The organism is Arenicella xantha (genome assembly GCF_003315245.1).
Taxonomy (GTDB): Bacteria; Pseudomonadota; Gammaproteobacteria; order Arenicellales; family Arenicellaceae; genus Arenicella; species Arenicella xantha.
In genome coordinates this window covers 985,595-1,005,703 of the sequence record NZ_QNRT01000002.1, presented here as the reverse complement: position 1 = coordinate 1,005,703, position 20,109 = coordinate 985,595, and the positions used below count along the sequence as shown (strand labels likewise).

The window sequence follows — 20,109 nt, the reverse complement described above, 5'->3', positions numbered from 1 at the left end:
ATCCCTATAAAAGGAAGGCCTAGGCCTTCCTTTTTTATCATTAAGCGAAGTAAAACTGCGATGATGGAACAACAAGACGGAACATTAGATGCCTTACTGGCAGATGCAAAGCGGGCGATTGACGAGGCGTTAGAGCCTAATCAGTTAGAGCAATTACGCGTGCACTATCTCGGTAAGAAAGGTGCTTTGACTAGCCAGTTAAAACAAATCGGTAGTCTTCCACCGGCCGAGCGTCCTGCATTTGGCGATCGCATTAATCATGTAAAACAACAGGTTGCTGAATATCTCAACCTGCGAAAGGCGACGCTTGATGCGCAAGCCTTGGCCGCTGCCATTGCCGCGGAGTCTATTGATATAACCTTGCCAGGTCGTGGTATTGGCGCTGGCGGAATTCATCCAGTTACACGGACCATGCAGCGTATCGAAGATATTTTCGTGGCAATGGGGTTTGGTGTGGCTACTGGGCCTGAAATAGAGGATGATTTTCATAACTTTGAAGCATTGAATATTCCGCCAGAGCATCCGGCTCGCGCGATGCACGATACGTTTTATGTCGAGTCATTGGACGATTCTGGTCAGTCGTCACCGGCAGACTATTTGCTGCGCACGCATACCTCTCCGGTACAGGCACGCTACATGCTTGAACAGGAGCCGCCGATCAATATTATTGCGCCGGGTCGAGTGTATCGTTGCGATTCTGACGTAACCCACACGCCAATGTTCCATCAAGTCGAAGGTTTGATGGTGGATGAGGGGATTTCATTCGCTGACCTCAAAGGTGTGTTGACACACTTTCTGCAGCAATTTTTCGAAACCGATTTAAAGATCCGTTTGAGGCCGTCTTATTTCCCGTTTACTGAGCCGTCCGCCGAAGTCGATATAAGTTGTGTTTTTTGTACTAGCGGATGTCGAATCTGCAAGCAGACGGGTTGGATAGAGATCCTCGGCAGCGGCATGGTGCATCCTGAAGTGTTCGCCAAAGTTGGCATCGATTCCGAGAAGTACACTGGTTTTGCTTTTGGTTTGGGCGTTGAGCGCCTCACTATGTTGCGTTATGGCGTCGATGATTTACGTTTATTTTTCGATAACGATCTTAATTTTCTGGAGCAGTTCAAATGATCATTAGCGAACAGTGGTTGCGCGATTGGGTAAAAGTCGATTTGACTGCCCAAGAGATTGCCGATTGTCTGACCAATGCCGGGTTAGAGGTTGATGCCGTTGAGGCTATTTCCGCTCCGATTGATAAGTTGTTAGTCGGTAAAGTGCTGACGGTGACAAAGCACCCTGACGCGGACCGCCTGAATCTAACGACTGTCGACGTTGGTGAGCAAGTCTTAGATATTGTTTGTGGAGCGGCTAATGTGCGCGAAGGCTTGTTGGTTGCGGTCGCTATGGTTGGTGCCAAACTGCCAAATGGTTTAAAGATTAAAAAGGCCAAGGTTCGTGGTGTCGAGTCCCATGGCATGCTTTGCTCGGCATCTGAGCTGGGCTTAGAAGAAGAGTCGTCCGGCTTGATTGAATTGGACGAAGACGCTGAAGTCGGTCAACGAGTAGACGAATACCTGCAATTAGATGATCACTTGATCGATATCGATCTTACCCCGAACAGAGGTGATTGCCTTAGTGTGCAAGGGGTGGCGCGTGAGCTTAAGGTCTTGGCTGATGGTCAGTATCATCCGTTAGATATCTCTCCAGTTGAGAGTAGTCTTGATCAACAAGTCAGCATTCAGCTAGAAGCGGACAGTTTGTGCCCGAGTTATTTAGGTCGAATTGTTAAGGGAGTGGATCAGGCTGCAACGACCCCGTTATGGATGCAAGAACGTCTGCGTCGATCTGGTGTGCGACCGATTAGCGCGATCGTGGATATTACGAATTACGTGATGTTGGAGCTAGGTCAACCGATGCATGCTTTCGACTTGAATAAGCTCGATGGTGGCATCACCGTTCGCCTAGCGACGGAAGGGGAGCAGTTCACTTTGCTTGATGACTCCTCAGCGTCGCTGACAGCGGACACATTGGTGATTGCTGATTCCGCTGGACCGATAGCTATTGCGGGTGTGATGGGTGGTGCCGATAGCGCTATTGGTGAGGGTACACAAGATATCGTACTCGAAGCCGCCCATTTTACGCGAAAAGCAGTGGCAGGTACCGCCCGACGTTATGGTTTACATACCGAGAGCTCGCAACGATTTGAACGCGGGGTAGATCCTTTGTTGCCGGCTATGGCAATTGAGCGAGCCACAGAACTAATATTAGAAATTTGCGGTGGTCAGGCGGGTCTAACTGCTCGTCAACAGTGCGAATCTGGGTTGCCGATTAAACCGCCGGTTAAATTGCGATTAGATCGCTTAGTCAGCCTGCTGGGCATGCCTTTGGAGCAAGCTGATGTTTCAAGCATTCTCGCACGCATTGCCGATGACGTAGCGATCAATGAAGGTGAATGGTCGGTAGTTCCTCCAAGTTATCGTTTTGATATAGAACGCGAAGCCGACTTGGTCGAAGAAGTGGCTCGAGTTAAGGGGTACGATAGTATTCCCACTGCTATGCCGCGTATTGCGCCTCGCAGTCAAACAGCGTCAGAGTCCTCAATTGGTACGCGTCAGGTTCGGCAATCACTGGTTGCGCGGGATTATCGAGAGGCCATCACCTATAGCTTTATCGATGCCAAGAGTCAGTCGTTATTTGATGATGAAACTCCGGTTAAATTAGCTAACCCATTGGCCGAAAATATGTCGGTCATGCGTACTAGTTTGGTGCCCGGCCTGATGAATGCCCTGCAGTTCAATGTAAATCGCCAGCGTGAGCGAGTGCGTTTCTTTGAAATTGGCGCTAGTTATCATCATGATGGCGCGCAGTATCGCGAAGTACAACGGCTTGCTGGTGTGCTCTGCGGGCCTTCTAAGCCTGCGCAATGGGGTGTTAGTGGTACGCAAAACGTTGATTTTTATGACGTTAAGTCAGACTTGCAAGCTGTGCTGTCCTTGACCGGCCATACAAAGCCCATTATATTTGAGCTTGGTACTCGCGTTGCGTTGCATCCCGGTCAGCAAGCTAAGATCGTAAGAGCGACAAGCGGTGAGCTAATCAATGGAAAAGTTGCGGCCAATGGCGCAGCGCAAGATGCTGTTGAGATTGGTTGGTTGGGTCGATTGCATCCCAGTTTGGAAAAACACTATGGGGTGAGCAATGTTTTTGCATTTGAACTCGTGTTGGATAATGCGTTAGATGCAGAAAAACCAGTATTTACTCCTATTTCTCGCTTTCCAAGCATAAAGCGTGATTTATCAGTGATTGTTGATGAGGCCGTTGCTGTTTCGGCATTGTCGTTTGCCGTTGGGCAAGCACTTGGCAAAGTATTGACTAGGGTCGACGTGTTTGATGTTTATCGCGGTGACGGTGTCGGCGATGATAGTAAAAGCGTGTCACTTAGTTTTGAGTTGCGTCACACCGACCGAACCATGACTGATGATGAAGCTGAAAAGTTGATGGGGAAAGCTCACTCCGTGTTAGAGAGTGAATTTGGGGCACGACTGCGTAGTTAAATAGTTAGTTAATTAGGTAGTTAGTTAGATTTGGAGTTTAAATTCCAGTAGAGGGTTATTTTATGGCAATTACCAAAGCAGAATTAGCAGTTTCCTTGCACGAAGAACTTGGCTTGAACAAGCGAGAGTCCAAGGAGTTTGTTGAGCAGTTTTTTGAATCAATAAAAGCAGCCCTAGAAGAGGGTTCGTCAGTTAAGCTGTCTGGGTTTGGTAATTTTGGCCTGCGAGATAAGCCTGCACGGCCTGGCCGAAACCCGAAGACTGGTGAAGAAATACCAATCTCAGCTAGGCGAGTCGTAACTTTCAAGGCGAGTCAAAAACTCAAGGAAGGAATTGAGCGAAATGCAGCTAACCTTAAGGCGCTGTTTAAGTAGCGTTTGAGTTTCATTGGTTTCGAGAGAGTTTATAAAGTCAGCGGCTCTAAACAGTCAGCTGACGATTTCACTGAGAACTTGAATGTGGTGAAACCAAGAATGGGTCTGAGAAACATCTAGTAAACTCTCGGAAGTTAATGAAAAATAATTAGTTTATGGTGTTTGCTCTGTACGAGAGACGGGTCGAGCTGATAAACTCCAGTCATCACTATAACAAGGCACGTAATTGGATTAATTTACAATGTTAGACCAAGGGGATAATGCAACTCTACCGCCGATACCGAGTAAACGGTATTTTACGATTGGCGAAGTTAGTGAGTTGTGTATGGTCAAACCGCATGTGTTGCGTTATTGGGAGCAAGAGTTTTCTCAGCTAAACCCTGTCAAACGCCGTGGTAATCGCCGTTACTATCAGCGTCACGAAGTTCAGCTTATTCGCCGAATTAGAAGTCTTTTATATATTGAAGGCTTCACTATCAGTGGCGCAAAGAATCAAATCGAAATGGAAGCTGGCGGTCAATCTACACCGACTACACAGGTTAAACGCCAAGTCGTAGCGGAACTGATCTCAGAAATCGACGAAGTCGTGGCTATATTGTCTAACTAGACTGTACTGTTAGGTTAGTAAGGTTAGGACCGCTACTAGTCATTCAATATCTTGGATGGCAGTAAACTCAAATTACGCTTTATTCTAAGCATTTTATCTGTACCGTGATTTATCTTCGCCGGTGATTGGCTCTATCTATGGAGTCGATTGTGAGTCCTTGCCGTGCTGGAGACAGATAGAATGCAAAAAAAGGCCGCTCTAGGAGCGGCCTTTTGTGTCTAAATGATATGGCTAAGGCTTAGAATTCTTTCGAAATAGTAAATACCAAGCGATCATCTGCATCAGGAATGTCGTCTACCAATTCAGTGTCGGTTGAGTAGAACGTTAAGTCTAGTCCAACACCGCCGACTTCCATTGATCCGCCGACAGAGAAATATTGGTAGTCATCACCTAACGTGTAGTCGCCATAAGCAGCAGCAAGCGATAAACCATTTTCAAAGTCATAGCCGTAGCTGATTTCCCATTGATCATCTAGTTCGTCGCCAACTGAGTACAATGCTCCAAAGCCTGCATAACTAATGCCTGCGTAATACTCAGTAAAGTTCAAGTCGCTGGCGACATCGCTGCCGTGATAAGTGTATTCGATGATTCCGAAGTCAAGACCTACACCGCTTTCTAGTTCAGTTGACCAGCCGGCATATACATCGAGTTCGGTGCTAGCACCACCGAAATTCACATTGGATCCCCATGTGCCGATATAGAAACCAGAATCATGAGCATAGTCAAAGCCGCCTTGAATGGCTGGATCTTCTTGGTTCTGCGATATGCCGCGCCACACGTAGTCAGAGGTGAGAGCGACGTTGGCGCTAATTTCTGCTTGCGCAGTAGGCGCTAAAATCGCGGCGGCCAGGATGGAAGCTGAAACTGCTTTTAATGAGTTTTTCATATTGTCCTCTCGTATTTCTTCTAGGAATATAGGTTTTGTTAATCGAAGTCATCAAACTAAATAGTGTGACGAGTTGGTCAAAGCAAGAGTTGTGCCAACATGGAATTTGAAAATATCTGTTTGCATTTTGGTGGTTAATAGAAGGAATGAGTGCTTATTGTTTAACGCTTTCCGCTAATTGTGCGCTAATGTGGTGCAGTGAAATTGTAGAATGCAATTATTTGGTGCATCAATTGTCGATTGATGGTGAATTCGGGCTGGAATACCTTCAGTACCTAGCGCTATACGGCATGAAAATCGCTAATTGTAGTGTTGGCACGCCTCTTGCTTACTCTGATCCATCAGCATCAATCGTCGGTGTTGGGGCAATTATCTAGTTAAAAGATTGGATCATTGTTAGGCGGTGAATCGACGTCTCGGACATCTGATTCAATAAACTAATCACGGCTTGCGCTGCTCCATCTGCAAGAGCCGAAATCTTAACAACAAAAAAAGGTGAAGCGCTATGAAGCTAATCACAGCAATTATTAAACCATTTAAGATCGATGATGTGCGCGATGCACTTGCTGGCATCGGGATTCAGGGCATGACTGTTACTGAAGTTAAAGGTTTTGGACGCCAGAAAGGCCATACAGAACTATATCGAGGTGCTGAATATAACGTCGATTTCATGCCAAAAATAAAAATAGAGGTGGCGGTGTCAGACGGCATGCTAGACCAAACCGTTGAGGTGATTTCCGAATCTGCTAACAACGGCAAAGTTGGTGATGGAAAGATTTTCGTAGTGGAACTTAGTCAAGTTATCCGTATTCGTACCGGTGAAACCGGCGAAGAAGCGATTTAGCCCCTAATTCAAACTCTAAAGAATAGAGAGACAACATCATGGAAAACCAAATTTTTCAACTTTCGTATGCGCTTGACACCTTTTACTTCCTAATTTGTGGCGCGCTAGTAATGTGGATGGCCGCTGGCTTTACGATGCTCGAGGCCGGTTTAGTTCGAGCTAAAAACACCACAGAGATTTTAACCAAAAATGTCGCCTTATACGCGGTAGCTTGTACCATGTACATGATTTGTGGTTACTCAATCATGTATGGCGGGGACGAATTTACGTGGTTCCTCAGCGGTATCGTTGGTGACGGCGTTGCCGGAGCAGAAGAGCCTGCTACTTATGCGCCATCAGCTGACTTCTTTTTTCAAGTTGTATTCGTCGCAACCGCGATGTCTATCGTGTCAGGTGCTGTCGCTGAGCGCATGAAGCTCTGGGCGTTTCTTGTATTTGCTGTTGTGATGACTGGCTTTATTTACCCAATGCAAGGCAGCTGGACTTGGGGTGGCGAAGCTGTATTCGGCATGTACACGCTTGGCGATCGTAATTTTTCTGACTTCGCAGGTTCTGGTATCGTCCATATGGCGGGTGCTGCAGCGGCCCTTGCGGGTGTGCTGCTGCTAGGTGCTCGTGCTGGCAAATATTCAGCCGATGGCAAGCCTAAAGCGATTCCAGGTGCTAACTTGCCGATCGCAACGTTAGGAACATTCATTTTATGGATGGGCTGGTTCGGTTTTAATGGCGGTTCAGTATTGGCTACCGCGACTGTCGAGAGTGCGAACTCAGTCGCTGTTGTCTTCATGAACACTAACGCTGCGGCTGCTGGTGGTTTGATCGCTGCGTTGATTGTTGCGCGCATCTTGTTTGGTAAGGCTGATTTGACCATGGCGCTGAACGGCGCGTTGGCTGGCTTAGTCGCAATTACTGCTGAACCTTCTACGCCCACAGCATTGCAAGCAACCCTGTTTGGTGGCATGGGTGGCGTACTGGTTGTGTTTGCCATTTTGACTTTGGATAAGTTGAAAATCGATGATCCCGTTGGCGCGATATCGGTTCATGGTGTGGTCGGTCTATTGGGATTAATGCTGGTGCCAGTAACTAACGGCGAGAATGCCAGTTTTAGTGGTCAGTTGATCGGTGCAGCAACGATTTTTGTTTGGGTATTTGTAACAAGCTTGATTGTTTGGTACGTAATCAAGTTGGCTATGGGTATTCGAGTTTCTGCAGAGGAAGAGTTTGAAGGCGTCGATATGTCAGAGTGTGGCATGGAAGCGTATCCTGAATTCTCTAACTAACGTTTACAAAGCGGTTTGAATAGAAGAGCAGCCTACGGGCTGCTCTTTTTTTTTGCAAAAAACATCGTCATGTCGCTTTAACCGGCATGTTTGTCTAGGCAAGGTATCGACTTGATGAGAGGAATCTGGCGTCGGCGGCACTATTGTTGTGTATTTGTGACGTCGATTAGGCGCCGAAGTCACAGTAACTTAAGTTTGCTCGGATAGATTTTTAAATCTTGATTTGAAGTTAGACGTTGGCGAGAACTGGTGAGACTGAATATGCATAAGGTGAGCGGTGACAGAGCTATGAAAAACGATATTCGATGGATGATATTGGTTGTTGTATCCACTGTGCTGTTGACGCTTTCTATCAGCAACGCAGAACAGCTTGGTGAGTTGCTGAGTAATGTAATGCGAATCACCAAGGGCTGACAAACAAGGGCTATTAAGTGTATCTCATAAAAACGTCGATTAGCGTGGGAAGCACTTGCCCTTAGCGTTGGCGAGTTTAAATCGGGGCTTGCATATAAATCATTTTCAGTTATGATTTTTGGAAATACATTCACTTAATGAATATAGCTTGAATCTCTCAAATATTGATCTAAATCTGCTCGTCTATTTCAGTGTGCTGTTGCGAGAAGGTAACGTAACTAAAGCCGCTGAGCATTTAGGCTTGAGTCAGCCGGCAATGAGTAACGGTTTGCGCCGCTTGCGCAAGGTGTTTAACGACCCTCTACTAGTACGTACCAGCAATGGCATGATGCCAACCGACAAAGCCAAGGAACTACAGCCTTTGGTACAGAATGTCTTGTCGCAAATAGAGTTGTTCGTTCAACCAACTATTGAGTTTGACCCCACTAATAGTAAGCGCTTGTTTCGAGTTATGGCGAGTGACTATGCTGAAACCACGTTGTTACCTAGAGTGCGTACACGTATGGCGGAAGAAGCCCCGGATACCGCTCTGGATATTCTGACGCCTAGTGATGTAACGTTTCAAGATATTGAATTGGGCAATGTCGACCTTGTTATCAATCGGTTTGACCAACTTCCCCAATCTCTGCATTTGTCGGTGTTGTGGCAAGATGACTTTTCCTGCGTCATGCGGCAAGATAACCCGTTGCGTAAGAATTTCGATTTTGAGAAATATTTAAAAGCCAGTCATGTTTGGGTCAATAAAACGGGCATGGGGGTCGCGACTGGTGTTAATCCTGATGATATTCAGAAGCTGGGTTGGGTTGATATAGCGCTGGACAACGTCGGTAAGCGGCGCAAAATTGCGGTGTATACGCGGCACTACATTTCGGCAATCCAACTTACCCAACAACAAGATTTAATTGCGACCGTGGCGACACGATCTACCCATTTGGTTGATCATTTCGACAATTTAGCCATTTTGCCTGCACCATTCGATATACCAAAGATCGAGCTACATATGGTTTGGAGTCCATTGCTGCATCACAATATTGCGCATAAATGGTTTCGTAACGTAATTCGCGAAGTGGCTAATGAAATTCAAGCGGAAGAAGCCGCGCGTCTCGTTTAGCAATCCGGTCATCGAGCCTGGCTGTGTTGAGCAGTGCAGGTTTGGGTGGTATGATTTTCAGCTAGACAGTTAAGTCTCAGGCTCCGTCAATGGATGACGCAAGAGCCCGCAACAAGGAGCGTTATTGATGAATTCCACACAGACAGGCTTTGATGTGCCTGAAAATATTCGTTCGTTAGCAATGGTGCATTCTAGAACGGTGCTCGGTGTTAACGCTGTACCGGTAACGGTTGAAGTGCATCTAGCCAATGGTTTACCGAGTTTTTCTACGGTTGGGATGCCGGAGACAGCGGTAAGAGAGAGTAAAGATCGAGTACGTGGCGCGATTATTAACTCAGGGTTCGAGTTCCCAGCCAAGCGGATTACTGTAAATTTGGCTCCTGCGGACTTACCAAAGGCTGGCGGGCGTTTTGACCTACCTATCGCGATCGGCATTTTGGTCGCATCTGGCCAGCTGCCTGGTGCTCAGTTGGCGGATCTAGAAATGATTGGTGAGCTGGCGTTGAATGGGCAGTTGCGTAAGGTGTCTGGCGTGTTACCTACGGCGCTGGCCTGCGGTCAGTCGCTTCGCCAGTTGGTAGTGCCAAGTGAGAATGAACTGGAAGCCAGCTTGGCAGAGCAGACTGATAGCTTTGCTGGACCTCACTTGTTATCGGTATGTGCTCATCTTGTTGGGCAGACTATTATGCCGCGATGTTTGCCGAAGTCTTCATTTTCTGACTCGGCTGATACCTATCCCGATCTCAGTGATGTCAAGGGTCAAGTCCAAGCCAAACGAGCGTTGGAGATCGCTGCTGCTGGTAATCATAGTATTCTATTTATAGGCCCGCCTGGAACAGGTAAGAGCATGTTGGCGACTCGATTGCCGGGATTATTGCCACAGCTGAGCACTGCAAAAGCGCTTGAGGCTGCGGCAATACAGTCTGTGGCAAATGGTGAGTTTGATATCGCTGATTGGCGTCGGCGCCCTTATCGAGCGCCCCATCATTCAGCATCGGCCGCGGCGTTGGTCGGTGGCGGCTCTAACCCTCGACCAGGCGAAATTTCGCGCGCCCATCATGGAATTCTGTTCTTAGATGAACTTACTGAGTTTTCTAGGGCGACGTTAGAGCAGTTGCGTGAACCATTGGAAACCGGCGAAATTAACATTGCTCGTGCGGTCCACTCGGTGAGTTATCCAGCGCGCTTTATGTTTGTGGCAGCGTGTAACCCGTGTCGTTGCGGGTACCTTGGTGACGATACTGATCGTTGTCAGTGTAGTGCGTCGAGTATTGAGCAATATCGCAGTAAGTTGTCTGGCCCGATGATCGATCGAATTGATATGCACTTACATCTCAAGCGGGTCGATATAAAGACTTTGCAAGGTGTGCCGTCGAGTAGTAATGAGCGTTCGGCGACGATTCGGCAACGAGTCAGTGTCGCTCGGGCAATGCAGCAGCAGCGGCAAACACAACTTAATAGCCAATTATCATCTGAGGGTATTGATAAGTACTGCCGGTTAGACCAAGCGTGTTTGTCGTTTTTGGAAGTGGTGTGCGAAAAATTACACCTTTCGGCGCGCGCATATCATCGAATTCTCAAGCTTGCTAGAACTATTGCTGATATGGCGGGCGAGGAATCGATCAATCAAGCGCATTTGGCTGAGGCTGTTGGGTATCGAAGCTTGGATCGTCGTTAAACTATTGCTGGCAATAGCTTGTGTGTGTCTTGAGGTGAGCATGAAACATTGAACGGCTAATCAAAAAAGCCTCACTAACTATAGTGAGGCTTTTTGTCTGGCTTCCATGGGCATTTGCCTTGCTCAGTTTAACTACAGTTCTGATGTTAAATCATGCGTACCGAACTTAGTGGAAGCGGCATCGAGTTAAACGACAACGATGTTTTCAGCTTGCGGGCCTTTATCGCCTTGCTTAACTTCGAATTCAACTTTTTGACCTTCCGCCAAAGTCTTGAATCCGCCACCGGTGATTGCGCTGTAGTGAGCGAATACGTCGGGGCCGCCTTCTTGTTCGATAAAGCCAAAGCCTTTAGTTTCGTTGAACCACTTAACTGTGCCAGTTGATGTTGCCATAATGATAATTCCTAAAATAATTTCGATTTTCTTCAGCCACTCGTCTGTCTGTTGTATTTGCAGAGTCAGCTCAATATGACCTTAGAGGTTGTGCTGAGTTCGATTGCTGAGCGCGAAGCACAACAGGCGAACCGTTTGTTACGTGAAATGGAGCGTTAGAATAATGGAGAACCGAAATACGCAGGAAACACCAAGGCAAAAACCTATAGATCCGGTTTGTGGCGTGGCACCACAAAGATAAATCTATGAGTGTAAAACAAGGCACTCAGCTGTGCATAAAAATCAATCGCACTTTCAAGTGACTTAGATTATAGAATGTTTTCTTAGAACATCCAAAGAATTATCGTGTCACAGTCTGGTTTTGAAGTTCACTTTTTACCGCCTATCAACTTTCAATCTAATCGGTTTCCCATGGTGGAGCGGACTCGCTAAGGCAGGGCTGCTGCTGGATTCTGTGTTTTATCATCGGCAGATGAGTGGCAATTGGTCAATTGCTGAAATCGCTACTCATAGCGCGATAGCTAGTCATAGTGGTATGACTAAGCTATCTGTTGACAACTTGATGGTAGGGGGCGAGAGTTAGCGCGATGCGCTGCTACGATAAAATAGTAATTTAGATTTTTTTGGCTCTGCGAGTTGTTGTGCCCAGTCTTCGCCCGCGTGTTCCATAAATGTTTTGATCATTGTTTTGAGGGCCTTGTTATCTGTGGCTCGATATAGGGTGACGAGACGCTGCCCAACATCCGGTGAGGAAATCTTCATGTCGGCGCGCTCTTCAAATGGAGCCTCACGTTTTATCTCGAAAAAGAGGCTGGCCATAGGTCGATCAATATTCATAGTTACTCCTGGGTGATGGTCATACGCATATGAATTAGACTGGTTCGATCTTGTGTTCATTACTGCTCTTGCCCGTGCGGAGTCATACCATTACAGACAATTACCAGTGTAGAACAGGTTCTCGAAACTTCTGTCTTGACAATATGCAAGTCTCGAAAGTGCAGTGAAGAGCGTGCAGTCTAGGTTGATATTGGGAATATACCCCTCATATCTAAGTTCCTAGATTGTCGCGATTCACCTACTATCGACGCTTTTTGTCTACCTCAACCCATTGAGTTATCTGTGTTTTTTATCAAACACGGGAGGTGTAAGCAAGGATTTTCGTGTAACTTAAGTAATCCTTAATAATTTGCACCTGATCCAGCATAATAAATACTCAGAAAATTGAGATTTTGGCTTAGACCTAGGCTGCAACTTGATGTAGAATCGCGACCCACTTGGTGTTGGGTAATTTGCCCAGCACCTTTAATTTTTTGCATGCACAAAAAACGTCGGGTTTGGCCGGAATCCTGCTTTAGTTTAAAGCGCCGCCAGTTCGACTTAAAACCGTAAAACTCATTGAGAGATCGACATGGCTGACCTATCGAAATACAGAAATATTGGTATCTTCGCGCACGTAGACGCGGGGAAGACAACCACCACCGAGCGCATCTTAGGCCTTACCGGCAAGATCCATAAAACTGGTGAAGTACACGATGGTGAAGCGACTACTGACTTCATGGAGCAGGAGCAAGAGCGCGGTATTACTATTCAGTCAGCGGCGACAAGCTGTGAGTGGAATGGTCATCGCATGAACATCATCGATACTCCTGGACACGTTGACTTCACTGTAGAGGTCTACCGTTCATTAAAAGTACTTGATGGCGGCATTGGCGTATTTTGCGGATCTGGTGGTGTTGAGCCACAATCTGAGACTAACTGGCGTTATGCGAATGAGTCAAAAGTAGCGCGAGTTATCTTTGTGAATAAACTTGACCGCATGGGCGCTGATTTCTTCCGTGTGGTTGATCAAGTCGAAAACGTGCTAGCGGCGAATCCGTTGGTTATGGTGTTGCCAATCGGTATTGAAGATGATTTCGTTGGTGTGGTTGATCTGCTCTCGCGCAAGTCTTATATCTGGGATAACTCTGGCGACCCGCTTAACTATGCAGTAGGCGAAGTTCCTGCAGATATGGTTGATAACGTTGAGAAGTACCGCGAAGCGCTGATCGAAAAAGCGATTGAAGCGGACGACGATGTAATGGAAGCTTATCTAGAAGGCCAAGAGCCAACAATAGAGCAGGTTAAAGCTTGTATTCGCAAAGGTACTAACGAGTTATTGTTCTTCCCAACTTATTGCGGTTCTGCGTTTAAGAACAAAGGCGTTCAGTTAGTATTGGATGCGGTTGTTGATTACTTGCCAAGCCCAACTGAGGTGCCTGCGCAGCCAATTGTTGATGAAGAGGGCAACGAGACTGGCCGTCTTGCTACTGTGTCTGTGGATGAAACGTTTAAAGCACTTGCGTTCAAAATTATGGATGACCGTTTTGGTGCCTTGACCTTCGTGAGAATTTACTCGGGTAAGTTGAACAAAGGCGATACTATTATGAACTCGTTTACTGGGAAGACAGAGCGGGTTGGTCGTATGGTTGAAATGCACGCGAATGATCGTATCGAGCTAAGCACTGCGCAAGCTGGTGATATTATCGCTATCGTTGGCATGAAGAATGTTCAGACTGGACACACTTTGTGTGATCCAAAAGACGTTATTACCTTGGAGCCAATGGTGTTCCCAGATCCAGTTATCTCTATGGCTATTTTCCCTAAGGATAAAGCCGCTACTGAGAAAATGGGTCTTGCTTTAGGTAAAATGGTTGCCGAAGATCCTTCATTTATCGTTGAAACCGACCAAGAGTCTGGTGAAACAATTCTCAAAGGTATGGGCGAGCTTCACTTGGATATTAAAGTTGATATCCTTAAGCGAACGCATGGTGTTGAGTGTACGGTTGGTGCCCCGCAGGTTGCTTACCGTGAGTCAATTACTCAGCGCGTCGAAGATAGCTACACGCACAAGAAGCAATCTGGTGGTTCTGGTCAGTTTGGTAAGATCGATTACATCGTCGAGCCGAATGAGCCTGGCGCTGGATTTGAATTCGAGTCGAAAGTCACGGGTGGTAACGTACCTCGCGAGTTCTGGCCTGCAATTGAAAAAGGCTTCGCCATGTCTATGGAAAAAGGCGTGTTAGCGGGCTTCCCGACTGAAGATGTTAAAGTAACTTTGGTGGACGGTGGTTTCCATGCCGTTGACTCCTCTGCTGTGGCGTTTGAAATCGCAGCAAAAGGTGCTTATCGTCAAACATTGCCAAAAGCTGGTGCGCAAATCATTGAGCCAATTATGAGCGTAGACGTGTTCTCACCAGAAGATAATGTCGGTGACGTTATTGGTGACTTGAATCGTCGTCGTGGCATGATCAAATCGCAAGATCTAACACCAACTGGTGTGCGTATTAAAGCCGACGTGGCGCTTGCTGAAATGTTTGGTTACATTGGTGACTTGCGTACTATGACGTCTGGTCGTGGTCAGTTCTCAATGGAGTTCGCACATTACCTACCTTGTCCGCGTAACGTGGCAGAAGAAGTAATCGCTGCTCAAAAGTTGAAAGACGCTGCGAAATAGATCGCTGTGATTGGCTAGCGGTAAAGCCCGCTAGACCAAGCTGTTTTAAAAAGCCCCTGAACTGAATGGTTCAGGGGCTTTTTTGTTTCCAATTCGATATTTTTACTCGAAACTATCATTATTTGGTTGGAATCTATTGAAATTAGGTCATTAAATGATAATAATGATATTTATAATAATTATGAAAAGTCTTTAAGGACACAATAGAATGCAAGATAAAGAATTTTACTCAACCATCGAAGCAGCAAAAATACTCGGCGTGTCGGTGCGAACTGTACAGCTTTGGGTTGAAAGCGGTTCGCTCGAGGCATGGAAAACCGCCGGGGGGCATCGTCGTATACTGGCAAGTTCGGTGGAAGAGTATATTAGTCGACATCAAACGAAAGCGCCGAGTGAGAGTAGTAATCTGCGTATTTTGATAGTGGAAGATAATCCTACCGTCAGTAAGTTTTACGAAGCGGCGATAAAATCATGGAAAATCCCTGTTGATATAGTGGTTAAGCATAACGGCTTTGAAGGCTTAGTCGAAATGGGCCGCAAGGCGCCAGACTTACTGATTGCGGACATATACATGCCCGGCATGGATGGACTTCAAATGATTCGAGCGTTGTATAAGGCTGAGTTGCTGGCGAGCGATCGGATCGTGGTCATTAGCGGTTTGTCGGAAGACAATATTGCCGAGCGCGGCGGCGTGCCATCTGAGGTTGCATTTTTTCGAAAGCCAGTAGATATTGAAGGACTCAAGCGAAAGGTGTTTCAAACCTTGGGCTTAGACCAGAGTCAGAATTTAGCAGTCAGTGACTAGCCGTCAGAAACGAAAGGAGCGCAGGTAATGAAGGGTATTATTTTGTCGGAATTTGTGGAGTTTCTCGAGCAGCATGCGGGGGAAGATGCAGCGCAGCAAATTATTGATCAATGTCAGTTGGCGTCAGATGGCGCTTATTCTAGGGTAGGTTTATATGACTATCATGAATTGATTCAGCTCCTTACCGAGTCGGTCTCCGAGACAGGGGCGAGCGCCGAAGAGATGCTCGACGGGTTCTCTAATCATTTATTTGCGGTGTTCAAGCGCGACTACGGTGTGTTTTTTGAAGGCATCGGCAATGCGGCGCAGATGTTAATGCAAATTGACAATCATATTCACGTTGAAGTTGAAAAGTTGTATCCAGATGCTGAACTTCCACGTTTTGATTACCGACAAGACGGCGCCAATTTGATACTTAATTACCAGTCGCCCCGTCCGTTGGCGTTGGTGGCGAAGGCTCTTGTGTCGGCTTGCCTTAAGTATTTTGGTGATCAAGAAGTTTTGACCGCTTACACCTTGTCGGAAGATCTGAAGTCAGCCGAATTTGTGATTCAAATGGCTGCGGCGAGCTAGTTGCTGAAATATACAAGGTGGATGATCTACAACAAAAACTAGAACTTGCACGTGCGAGAAGCGCTCGCCACAAGCAGGCCAAGAATGAAGCTGAGTCTCTGTTAGAGAAAAAGTCTCGAGAATTGTACGAAGCGAATCAAGAACTCGAACGTGCACAAAAGCGCTTAGAGGATGAGGTAAAGCAAGCGGTTTATGAGTTAAGTGTGACTAACAAACGTTTGCAGTCGGCTCTGTCAGAGCGCTCGACCTTCATTGGTCAGATGAGTCATGAAGTCCGCACTCCGTTAAACGCTATTATCGGGCTGTCTGAAATATTATTAGATTCAAAATTGGATGAGGCACAGTCTGACTATATCGATACTATCAATAATGGTGCGAAATCGTTAGTGGTGCTGCTGGATGATATGCTCGATATCACTAAGATTGAGGCGGGTCGAGTTGAGATTAATCCGCAGCCGGAAGATCCGCATAAACTGCATAAAAATATTGTGTCAATGTTCGCACTCGATGCAAAAAAACGCGGACTGAAGCTCGAATTGAGAATTGATAACACGGTGCCGGCGTTGGTTCGGGTCGATAAAGGCCGCTATAAGCAAATTATCAATAATTTAATTGCCAATGCGCTGAAAAACACTAAAAAAGGTCGAGTTTTTGTCGATGTCGCATACGATGCCAGTCCTGTCGCACCGGACATGGGTTCGATGATCGTTAAGGTGGTCGATACCGGCATAGGGATACCAGAGGATCAGCTCAAACGTATATTTAATGCTTACGAGCAAATTGGCAACGTTGACCAAGGTGTTGGGCTGGGGTTGGCTATCTGTCAGCAACTTAGCGAGTTGATGATGGGGCGGATTCGATGCACCAGCAAACTGGGGCGCGGCAGTATTTTTGAGTTAAGTTTGCCAGTTGAAGTGCTGCAGGCACCAGTTAACGAGGTGGTGGACACACCGGTCTCGTCGCTTGGTTCCCTGCCAACCATGAAGATCTTAGTGGCAGAGGACAATCCGACGAATCAAAAGGTTATTACCGCTCAATTAGCACAATTAGGTCAGCGTGCGGATGTGGTTAACAACGGAGCAGAAGCAATCGCTAAGTTGCGCGAGCAAGAATATGACGTTGTCATACTGGATATCTTGATGCCTGTGATGGATGGTGAAGAAGCAATTCGGACCATCCGTTCAGCACGGCGCGAGATATCTCAGCATTATTGTATTGCGCTGACGGCGTCAAATTTTCAAGACCAACGCGAGCGGTTATTGAAGCTAGGGTTTGATAAATTCCTCAGTAAGCCATTGAGCCTAGTTGAGCTATCAAAAGCGTTACATGACGTCCCTCAAGGCTTGTGGGTTACATCAGACATGCAAGCCATTACCGATTTGACGCCGGATCAGTCAAGCCAAGATGAAGTTCAGCAAGTTAGCTTTGACTATAGCTACCTCAAGACCCAGTTTGGTGATGCGTATAAAACAATATTTCGGGAAGTCGCACCATCATTCCTAGACCACGCATTTAAAGAGTTTGAGGTTCTGAAACAGAGCATAGTCGAGGGCAATACTGAGCAGATTAGGAGCACTAGTCATTCAATGAAGGGCGCTGCGAGTAGTATTGGCCTAAATCTATTGGCTAACATGCTAATGAAAATCGAAAGTGAGCCCGCCGCGGCTGATATCACCCAAAAGCTTGATCGGGTTGAGCAAATGATGACTCAAGTTAAGCCTGTTATCGAGCGTGAGATTAGCGGTGGTGAGGCATAGTTAATGAAGCTGCGCTCAATACTTACTGCCTTGCGCAGCCGTTTCAATGCCGCTGAGAATCAATTTTTAAGAAACCTCGGTTGGTTAGGTGTGAGTGAGATGTTTGTGCGGGTCACTCGACTAGTGACGGCGGTAGTCCTCGCTCGTTTAATGGACCCAGTGGTATTTGGTGTAGCGGCATTGGTATTAACGGTAAATGAGTTAATTCGTGTCTTTAACCGTAACGGCATTGGCGCCAAAATCGTGCAATGCCATGCCGACGAGCTAGATAGCATTACTAACACTGCGTACCGACTTAATTTTGTGTTTTGTGTGTCGCTGTTTATTGTGCAGTGCCTGCTCGCGTATCCGTTGGCACAGTTCTACGAATTGCCTGAGCTCGTACCGATGTTGCAAGTGCTTTCGTTGACCTATTTGTTGATGCCATTCGGAATGGTGCAAGCAGCATTAGTGCAACGAGCGCAGCGCATGAAAGTGGCGGCGCTGATCGATGGTGGGCAGGTCGGTATCGACAATGTTATGACAGCTTGTTTGGCGTTGATGGGGCTAGGCCCTTGGGCAATTATACTGCCCAAATTTCTGACTTCTCCTATCTGGGTGCTGGGTTACCGACGCGCGCTTAAGTGGTCGCCGACTGGTCGCTTTTTCAGGCTTGATCAATGGCGAGACGTACTGCAATTTGGACGTTATTACTTAACGATAGAAATTCTCAAGACGGCTCGACTCAACCTAGACAATATGATCATTGGCCGAGTGCTCGGGTTAGAAGCGTTGGGGATCTATTATTTTGCGCGTAATGCGGGCTTGGGATTTAGTCTCACTTTGATCAACGCGATTAACTCGGCTTTGTATCCCAATTTATGTGAGGTGAAGCACGATATTAGTGCTTTGAAATCGCGTTTTTTGCGAAATATGCGTCAAATCGCTCTGATTGTGTTTCCGTTAATCACGTTGCAAGCCGGACTCGCGTTTATCTATGTGCCGATCGTTTTTGGTGAGCAGTGGGTCGATGCCGTGCCGATTTTGACATTGCTATGTTTGTCGGCACTGCCGCGGCCACTTGCCGAGAGCGGATCGGCCTTGGCCATGGCCACCGATCGAATTCGCCTAGACTATTACTGGAATGCGCTGTTTACTACTATGTTTATTGTCGCCGTTTGGTTAACTTCCTCCAGCGGTTTATTGGTCATAGCCGCTACCATATTTGGCTTGTATTTAGTGACTCATCCTTTGTACTTGTGGTACGTCTGGAGGCATGTATTCAGTAGTCCTTCAACGCCAGCAGACTCGGTTAGCAATCAATCAACAGTAGGTGCCATCAATGAATTTCGCTAAATCGACATTGGCGAGTGCGCCGCTAGTTAGCGTCGTCATTCCGGTTTACAACGTTGAGCAGTACATTTCCCAAGCGCTAAACTCTGTGCTCAAACAATCGTACCAAAACCTTGAGGTGGTGGTAGTTGACGATGAAAGCCCTGATGGTTCAATAGACTTGATACATCGTGAATTTAACGACCCTAGATTGAGGATCGTTCGTCAAGCCAACACTGGTTTAGCTGGCGCACGCAATACAGGGATTCGAGAGTCCAAGGGAGAATTAATCGCGTTTCTTGACTCGGATGATGCATGGAGTCTCGATAAACTCCAACAACACGTTGATGTGATGCAAGCGAATCCTAAGTGTGGGATCAGCTTTTCGGCTTCAGAATTTATTGACGAACAGGGTCGTCATTTAGGGCGATTTCAAGCGCCGCTCAAGAAGCACGGTTTTGAACCTAAAGATATTTTTTGTCGAAACCCCATCGGTAACGGCTCTGCTCCGGTAATTCGTAAAGATATTTTGCAAATGATTGCTTACCCAACAGGTTTGCACAAGAGCTCTGCTCATGTGCCTGGGCAATACTTTGATGAGTCGCTAAAGCAGTCGGAAGATGTGGATTGTTGGACCCGAATTGCTCTGATAACGGACACTCAGTTTGAGTTTATCGACAAGCCACTAACGTATTACCGACTTAATAATGGCGGTCTATCTGCAGATGTGGAGAAGCAATTTTCTACTTGGATGTTTTTGTTGCGCAAGCTCGAAACCTATTCGCCAGACTTTGCTGCTGAGTATGGGCCTGTGGCTAAGGCTTTCCAGTATCGGTATTTAGCGCGGCGTTGTTTGTTACAGGGGCGCGCCAAAGATGCCCTAGTGTTAATGGTGCGGGCATTCCAAACTCGCCCAGTGGCTCTATTGACTGAATTTCGTAAGACTATTGAGACGCTCGGATTAGGTCTGCTTTTGGTGGCGTTGCCGCAAGCACTTCAATTACGAATACTGAATCGTTTAATTTAGTGTTGAGCGAGTCA

At 46.7% G+C, this 20,109-nt stretch carries 19 protein-coding genes; 16 read left to right on the top strand and 3 right to left on the bottom strand.

Going from position 1 to position 20,109, the window contains the following annotated elements; genetic code table 11:
• Window positions 1–63: 63 nt before the first annotated feature.
• The 4 genes from pheS (at window position 64) to DFR28_RS10150 (ending at window position 4,523) form a co-directional block, all read left to right on the top strand.
• Entirely contained in the window at window positions 64–1,119 is a 1,056-nt protein-coding gene (pheS, locus tag DFR28_RS10165) for a phenylalanine--tRNA ligase subunit alpha (protein WP_211316979.1), read from the top strand.
• Window positions 1,116–3,542 carry a phenylalanine--tRNA ligase subunit beta gene (gene pheT, locus DFR28_RS10160; protein ID WP_113954207.1) on the top strand — a complete coding sequence of 809 codons (2,427 nt, stop codon included), beginning with the start codon at window positions 1,116–1,118 and terminating at the stop codon, window positions 3,540–3,542. The genes pheS and pheT overlap by 4 nt, the downstream gene beginning before the upstream one ends.
• A 62-nt stretch (window positions 3,543–3,604) precedes the next feature.
• Entirely contained in the window at window positions 3,605–3,916 is a 312-nt protein-coding gene (locus DFR28_RS10155; protein ID WP_113954206.1) for an integration host factor subunit alpha, read from the top strand.
• Between the two features lie 241 nt (window positions 3,917–4,157).
• Window positions 4,158–4,523 (top strand): MerR family transcriptional regulator, encoded by a 366-nt coding sequence (locus DFR28_RS10150; RefSeq protein ID WP_113954205.1) that lies wholly within the window; start codon window positions 4,158–4,160, stop codon window positions 4,521–4,523.
• A gap of 238 nt (window positions 4,524–4,761) precedes the next feature.
• Here DFR28_RS10150 and DFR28_RS10145 read toward each other — a convergent pair whose 3' ends face one another.
• On the bottom strand, window positions 4,762–5,409 hold the full coding sequence (locus DFR28_RS10145) for a TorF family putative porin (protein WP_113954204.1): 648 nt from the start codon (window positions 5,407–5,409) through the stop codon (window positions 4,762–4,764).
• Between the two features lie 224 nt (window positions 5,410–5,633).
• On the opposite strand from DFR28_RS10145, the gene DFR28_RS19700 reads away from it, so the two are divergent.
• From DFR28_RS19700 to DFR28_RS10120, 6 genes are all read left to right on the top strand, one after another.
• Window positions 5,634–5,786 (top strand): hypothetical protein, encoded by a 153-nt coding sequence (locus DFR28_RS19700; protein WP_170132056.1) that lies wholly within the window; start codon window positions 5,634–5,636, stop codon window positions 5,784–5,786.
• A 128-nt stretch (window positions 5,787–5,914) separates the two neighbouring features.
• Entirely contained in the window at window positions 5,915–6,253 is a 339-nt protein-coding gene (gene glnK, locus DFR28_RS10135) for a P-II family nitrogen regulator (protein ID WP_113954202.1), read from the top strand.
• Between the two features lie 38 nt (window positions 6,254–6,291).
• Entirely contained in the window at window positions 6,292–7,533 is a 1,242-nt protein-coding gene (locus DFR28_RS10130) for an ammonium transporter (RefSeq protein ID WP_113954201.1), read from the top strand.
• Between the two features lie 288 nt (window positions 7,534–7,821).
• Window positions 7,822–7,947 carry a hypothetical protein gene (locus DFR28_RS19995; RefSeq protein WP_281268371.1) on the top strand — a complete coding sequence of 42 codons (126 nt, stop codon included), beginning with the start codon at window positions 7,822–7,824 and terminating at the stop codon, window positions 7,945–7,947.
• A 148-nt stretch (window positions 7,948–8,095) separates the two neighbouring features.
• Window positions 8,096–9,058 (top strand): LysR family transcriptional regulator, encoded by a 963-nt coding sequence (locus DFR28_RS10125; RefSeq protein ID WP_113954563.1) that lies wholly within the window; start codon window positions 8,096–8,098, stop codon window positions 9,056–9,058.
• Between the two features lie 127 nt (window positions 9,059–9,185).
• Complete coding sequence (locus DFR28_RS10120; RefSeq protein WP_113954200.1) at window positions 9,186–10,736, top strand: YifB family Mg chelatase-like AAA ATPase; 1,551 nt, start codon at window positions 9,186–9,188, stop codon at window positions 10,734–10,736.
• 186 nt (window positions 10,737–10,922) lie between these two features.
• Here the strand turns inward: DFR28_RS10120 and DFR28_RS10115 are convergent, their stop codons facing one another.
• Window positions 10,923–11,129: a cold-shock protein gene (locus DFR28_RS10115; RefSeq protein ID WP_113954199.1), complete on the bottom strand. Its 207-nt coding sequence runs from the start codon at window positions 11,127–11,129 to the stop codon at window positions 10,923–10,925.
• A 579-nt stretch (window positions 11,130–11,708) separates the two neighbouring features.
• The gene (locus DFR28_RS10110; protein WP_113954198.1) at window positions 11,709–11,966 is read right to left on the bottom strand and encodes a hypothetical protein; all 258 of its coding nucleotides are present in this window, start codon (window positions 11,964–11,966) and stop codon (window positions 11,709–11,711) included.
• 571 nt (window positions 11,967–12,537) lie between these two features.
• Between DFR28_RS10110 and fusA the strand changes: the two genes are divergently transcribed.
• The 6 genes from fusA (at window position 12,538) to DFR28_RS10080 (ending at window position 20,095) form a co-directional block, all read left to right on the top strand.
• Entirely contained in the window at window positions 12,538–14,622 is a 2,085-nt protein-coding gene (gene fusA, locus DFR28_RS10105) for an elongation factor G (RefSeq protein WP_113954197.1), read from the top strand.
• A 208-nt stretch (window positions 14,623–14,830) separates the two neighbouring features.
• Window positions 14,831–15,427, top strand: coding sequence for a response regulator (locus tag DFR28_RS10100; RefSeq protein ID WP_113954196.1), 597 nt, complete (start codon window positions 14,831–14,833; stop codon window positions 15,425–15,427).
• Window positions 15,428–15,454: 27 nt separating this feature from the next.
• On the top strand, window positions 15,455–16,000 hold the full coding sequence (locus tag DFR28_RS10095) for a heme NO-binding domain-containing protein (protein ID WP_113954195.1): 546 nt from the start codon (window positions 15,455–15,457) through the stop codon (window positions 15,998–16,000).
• A gap of 17 nt (window positions 16,001–16,017) precedes the next feature.
• Window positions 16,018–17,757, top strand: a complete 1,740-nt coding sequence (locus DFR28_RS10090; RefSeq protein WP_113954194.1) for an ATP-binding protein — start codon at window positions 16,018–16,020, stop codon at window positions 17,755–17,757.
• A 3-nt stretch (window positions 17,758–17,760) separates the two neighbouring features.
• Window positions 17,761–19,092, top strand: coding sequence for a lipopolysaccharide biosynthesis protein (locus tag DFR28_RS10085; protein WP_113954193.1), 1,332 nt, complete (start codon window positions 17,761–17,763; stop codon window positions 19,090–19,092).
• Window positions 19,079–20,095 carry a glycosyltransferase family 2 protein gene (locus DFR28_RS10080; RefSeq protein WP_113954192.1) on the top strand — a complete coding sequence of 339 codons (1,017 nt, stop codon included), beginning with the start codon at window positions 19,079–19,081 and terminating at the stop codon, window positions 20,093–20,095. Before DFR28_RS10085 ends, DFR28_RS10080 begins: the two co-directional genes overlap by 14 nt.
• Window positions 20,096–20,109: the final 14 nt, after the last annotated feature.

What these genes read in the sequence shown, in the direction of transcription:
- pheS (WP_211316979.1), top strand. Translation starts at nt 64, where the DNA reads ATGGAACAACAAGACGGAACATTAGATGCCTTACTGGCAGATGCAAAG.
- pheT (WP_113954207.1), top strand. Translation starts at nt 1,116, where the DNA reads ATGATCATTAGCGAACAGTGGTTGCGCGATTGGGTAAAAGTCGATTTG.
- DFR28_RS10155 (WP_113954206.1), top strand. Translation starts at nt 3,605, where the DNA reads ATGGCAATTACCAAAGCAGAATTAGCAGTTTCCTTGCACGAAGAACTT.
- DFR28_RS10150 (WP_113954205.1), top strand. Translation starts at nt 4,158, where the DNA reads ATGTTAGACCAAGGGGATAATGCAACTCTACCGCCGATACCGAGTAAA.
- DFR28_RS10145 (WP_113954204.1), bottom strand. Translation starts at nt 5,409, where the DNA reads ATGAAAAACTCATTAAAAGCAGTTTCAGCTTCCATCCTGGCCGCCGCG.
- glnK (WP_113954202.1), top strand. Translation starts at nt 5,915, where the DNA reads ATGAAGCTAATCACAGCAATTATTAAACCATTTAAGATCGATGATGTG.
- DFR28_RS10130 (WP_113954201.1), top strand. Translation starts at nt 6,292, where the DNA reads ATGGAAAACCAAATTTTTCAACTTTCGTATGCGCTTGACACCTTTTAC.
- DFR28_RS19995 (WP_281268371.1), top strand. Translation starts at nt 7,822, where the DNA reads ATGAAAAACGATATTCGATGGATGATATTGGTTGTTGTATCCACTGTG.
- DFR28_RS10120 (WP_113954200.1), top strand. Translation starts at nt 9,186, where the DNA reads ATGAATTCCACACAGACAGGCTTTGATGTGCCTGAAAATATTCGTTCG.
- DFR28_RS10115 (WP_113954199.1), bottom strand. Translation starts at nt 11,129, where the DNA reads ATGGCAACATCAACTGGCACAGTTAAGTGGTTCAACGAAACTAAAGGC.
- DFR28_RS10110 (WP_113954198.1), bottom strand. Translation starts at nt 11,966, where the DNA reads ATGAATATTGATCGACCTATGGCCAGCCTCTTTTTCGAGATAAAACGT.
- fusA (WP_113954197.1), top strand. Translation starts at nt 12,538, where the DNA reads ATGGCTGACCTATCGAAATACAGAAATATTGGTATCTTCGCGCACGTA.
- DFR28_RS10100 (WP_113954196.1), top strand. Translation starts at nt 14,831, where the DNA reads ATGCAAGATAAAGAATTTTACTCAACCATCGAAGCAGCAAAAATACTC.
- DFR28_RS10095 (WP_113954195.1), top strand. Translation starts at nt 15,455, where the DNA reads ATGAAGGGTATTATTTTGTCGGAATTTGTGGAGTTTCTCGAGCAGCAT.
- DFR28_RS10085 (WP_113954193.1), top strand. Translation starts at nt 17,761, where the DNA reads ATGAAGCTGCGCTCAATACTTACTGCCTTGCGCAGCCGTTTCAATGCC.
- DFR28_RS10080 (WP_113954192.1), top strand. Translation starts at nt 19,079, where the DNA reads ATGAATTTCGCTAAATCGACATTGGCGAGTGCGCCGCTAGTTAGCGTC.